Annotated in this window: 4 protein-coding genes; 1 reads left to right on the top strand and 3 read right to left on the bottom strand. The window is 36.9% G+C overall.

Features of this window, described 5'->3' with window-relative positions:
• The coding region (locus E1140_RS01055) for a TetR/AcrR family transcriptional regulator (protein WP_155178128.1) at positions 1-588 on the top strand (588 nt) is incomplete at its 5' end.
• Between the two features lie 67 nt (positions 589-655).
• Here the strand turns inward: E1140_RS01055 and E1140_RS01050 are convergent.
• From E1140_RS01050 to E1140_RS01040, 3 genes are read right to left on the bottom strand one after another with little or no spacing between them, the layout of a single operon-like run.
• Positions 656-1,726, bottom strand: a complete 1,071-nt coding sequence (locus E1140_RS01050; protein WP_155178126.1) for a PrsW family intramembrane metalloprotease — start codon at positions 1,724-1,726, stop codon at positions 656-658.
• Positions 1,727-1,760: 34 nt separating this feature from the next.
• Positions 1,761-2,117 carry a DUF1801 domain-containing protein gene (locus E1140_RS01045; protein ID WP_155178124.1) on the bottom strand — a complete coding sequence of 119 codons (357 nt, stop codon included), beginning with the start codon at positions 2,115-2,117 and terminating at the stop codon, positions 1,761-1,763.
• A 3-nt stretch (positions 2,118-2,120) separates the two neighbouring features.
• Positions 2,121-3,002 carry a ChaN family lipoprotein gene (locus E1140_RS01040; RefSeq protein ID WP_155178122.1) on the bottom strand — a complete coding sequence of 294 codons (882 nt, stop codon included), beginning with the start codon at positions 3,000-3,002 and terminating at the stop codon, positions 2,121-2,123.
• Positions 3,003-3,294: the final 292 nt, after the last annotated feature.

Below are 3,294 nucleotides of genomic sequence, written 5' to 3'. Positions count from 1 at the left end.
GACAAGATTATAGCGGAAGCTCGTTCATTAGTACTGAAAAATGGTTTTTCAGGTACTAGTATAGATCAGATCCTTGATAGGACAGGGATAACAAAAGGAGCTTTTTTTTATCATTTCAAAACAAAAAATATTCTCGCTAAAGCGTTAATTGAAGATTTTGCCAATGAGGATTTGGGATATATGCGCAAATCATTAGAGATGGTGAATGAGAAATATGATAAGCCTTTAGACAAACTATTGGCTTTTATTCAATATTTCATCGATATGATGTCTGGGCTGACAGAAGCCTATCCCGGGTGCCTCTATATTTCTTATACTTCTGAGCCCAATCAGTTTGATGAGGAAATAAAGGAAGTTGTATCTGGCACTATTTTAATCTGGCGTAATACCATGATGAAGTTACTAGAGGATACTGTAGAAGATTTAGGGATAAAGCCAGGTGTTGATTTGCAGTCATTAGCGGATCACCTTTTTATTGTCTTCGAAGGATCCTTCGTGGTGTCTCAGGCTTTGGAAGATAAAGACTTAATTGCCAATCAAATAAAGCACTATAAGCATTATTTAGAGGTATTGTTTAAAAAGGCCTGATTGTAAATTTTATAATGGCTTTACACCTGTATGACATTCAGCATCATGAGTAAATCAGGTTATGATGTCATTCTGATAGGTTTAACAACTTATCCGCCCCAATCCATTTAAAGATCTTACCTGATATTTTAGTTTCAATACGTTCTAGCACTCCTTTTTTACCAAAGTTGTTGAGCCAAATCTCTAAGTGATCGTGCCTGGCACTGAGCAGTTGATGTTGACTGTGGTAATGGATGTTGCCATTGTCATCTAACAATGCTTTCTGGTCTCCTTCAGGTAGTGAATTCACAAACTTTCTTTTTCGAAACCCTGGGCGGTAGTAAGTAAATAGTTTGAATACATGGTCGCGACTGACTAATACCTGATCGCAGCTTTCACAAATAGAAAACTCTACTTTTTGGAAGGTTAACCTGTTAGATTTAATATCTGCTTCACAATTAATACACTGAAATGAAACTACTTTATTAGTGTCTTTGAACTCATCCTGGTGAAACCTTTTTTTAAAAGGAGAGAGGCTTAAGGTCATATTGAAAAAGGCAATGAAGAATATCACTGAAATTAGCCAAAAGCCGTAAATCAGCAGATTTGAATTTGTCTCAAAAATAAAACCATCATAAAGACCATGCGCCACTGATGCAACAATAAAAGAAACCAATAGCCCTCTCCAGTTGCTGCTGGATTTTTTATGAATGTAATATGCAATGCCCATATACCCTGAGAAGGACATATGACCTAAAACACAAATAACCGATCGAAGGGCTAGTAGAGTGTAGGGGTAATTGCTGCTAAAGGAATAGAAGATATTTTCTATGGTTGAAAAACCCAGAGCCACTGCCGACATGTACACCAGGCCGTCTGCTGGTTCATTAAAATCCTTTTCGAAGAATTTGTAACAGGCTGCAAGCGCCAGTAGCTTACTGATTTCTTCTATGGGCCCAATTTTTAAAATAGAATCAATAAAAGTGTGCTCAGCAGGAATGTAGCTATATATGGTTAAACTAAATACTACTGACAATGTGCCACCCACTAAAAAGGCAATTAGTAATCTCCCAAAAGGTTCTTTTTCAAATTGGTCTTTCTTTCTAATCCATAATAAGTAAAGGAAACCAACAATAAAGGCTAATAAGACTATGATCATAATAAAATTCTAAAGGGCCAATATAAGAGAAAATCTATTTACTTTTTCTTATTAAGTCCAGAGCCATGTTAAGAATGTCAGTGATGGTATCTAAAGGCAGATCCTCATTAGGTTTTACTCTAAATATCTTCATTCGTGCTCTGTTGCCAGCTTCTAAATCAGGGTGGTCGAGCAGCTTTCCTTCTACAAGTAAAATGTATGGTTCGGTAGTTTTCTTATCTATCCATAGGTACGCGAACATCTTTTTCTTATAACAAAAGCAAGGCATACCATACTTTTTGGTTTCAGTAATATGCTCATCCTGCCGAAGGATAATACTTCTAAGAGCTAATAGGCAGCTCTTGTTGGGCTCTGGCTGGCTGAGGTAAAAGTGATCTAAATCGCTTTCCAAAACCTATTTGGTTTGAGTCATATTGTCTGCCACCACAATAGTATAATTAGCAATCGTTGCCTTTTCTTCATCGCTCATAGCGTCCCATTCTGATTGTAAAACAGTGGTAATGGATTTGATATTCAGTCCCGGCTGAATTTTATTGATCCACCAAATGATACCTTGATTATAGTTAGAGTGATAAGAACCTTCAAAATGAAAAAGGAAATCACCTTTGTTAAAGTTCTTCAAAGAAAAATGAGCCATGGTAGCATCTTTAGCTGCCTGTGCCGTTTGTATGTTCAGCATATTAGGTGGAATATGGCCGCCCATCATGTCTGCCATTTCAGCATAAGCTTTTACAGTAGGGTCAAAGTGCTTTTCTAAATCTGGGCCAATCATAGCCAGAGCCTCAGGGCTCAATTCTTTTAAAACCTCAATGCCTTTTTTGTTGATCATGGAGGCATATCTTCTCGGTATGTTGGTGGCAATAAATCTTAAGCCTTTTTCCTTAGCAAACTCCACCAAAGGTTTGTAATCTGTTTTGTAATTGCTCCAAAGCTGAGTGATCTCGGGTAGCATTTTGTCTTCAGTATAAAATCCTTTGAGGTATTCATCAAGTACTAGTTGATTGCCATTTTCAAACATCTCCGCTCCGAAGAATAGCTTATCTCCTTTTATGTCATAGAAGCTTTTGCTCATTTCCAGCTGCAGCCAGTGGGAGATGGGGTTGTTGTGGTATTCACCAAAGAACACCATATCGCTATTAGCAAGATCACTTATCATTTTGTCATAATCAGCGGCCTTTCCAGTATTATCAAAGAGTTGGTAAGCTGGTTTGGTTTGGGCTGTGGCAAGGCTCACAATGCCCAATAATATAATGCAGGTAAGCTTAAGAGATTTCATAGTTCAGAATGTTTTCAATCAGACCTTAAACTAGTGAATTTTGAAATAAAACGTACAGTTTGTTTCCTTGCAAAACAAACTCTGCCTTTGGTTTGTGTCTTCACAAACCAATCAGATATTTTTAATTAAGGTTCGTGAGACACGAACCTTGGCTTTAGTTTAAGAGAGTATTAATGATCGCAGTTTATCAATGAATTTAACTTCTCAATTGCATCATCGCTGAAACCTGAATAATTGGGGATAATATCTGTAATGATTTCATTATCATATTCTAATCTAAAAACCTGTATTT

Source organism: Fulvivirga lutimaris, assembly GCF_009711525.1.
GTDB classification, from domain to species: Bacteria; Bacteroidota; Bacteroidia; order Cytophagales; family Cyclobacteriaceae; genus Fulvivirga; species Fulvivirga lutimaris.
Note: the sequence above shows the minus strand (reverse complement) of the source record. Positions and strands in the feature narration are given on the sequence as shown.

Coding starts and splice junctions, on each gene's coding strand:
- E1140_RS01050 (WP_155178126.1), bottom strand. CDS start 1,726: ATGATCATAGTCTTATTAGCCTTTATTGTTGGTTTCCTTTACTTATTA.
- E1140_RS01040 (WP_155178122.1), bottom strand. CDS start 3,002: ATGAAATCTCTTAAGCTTACCTGCATTATATTATTGGGCATTGTGAGC.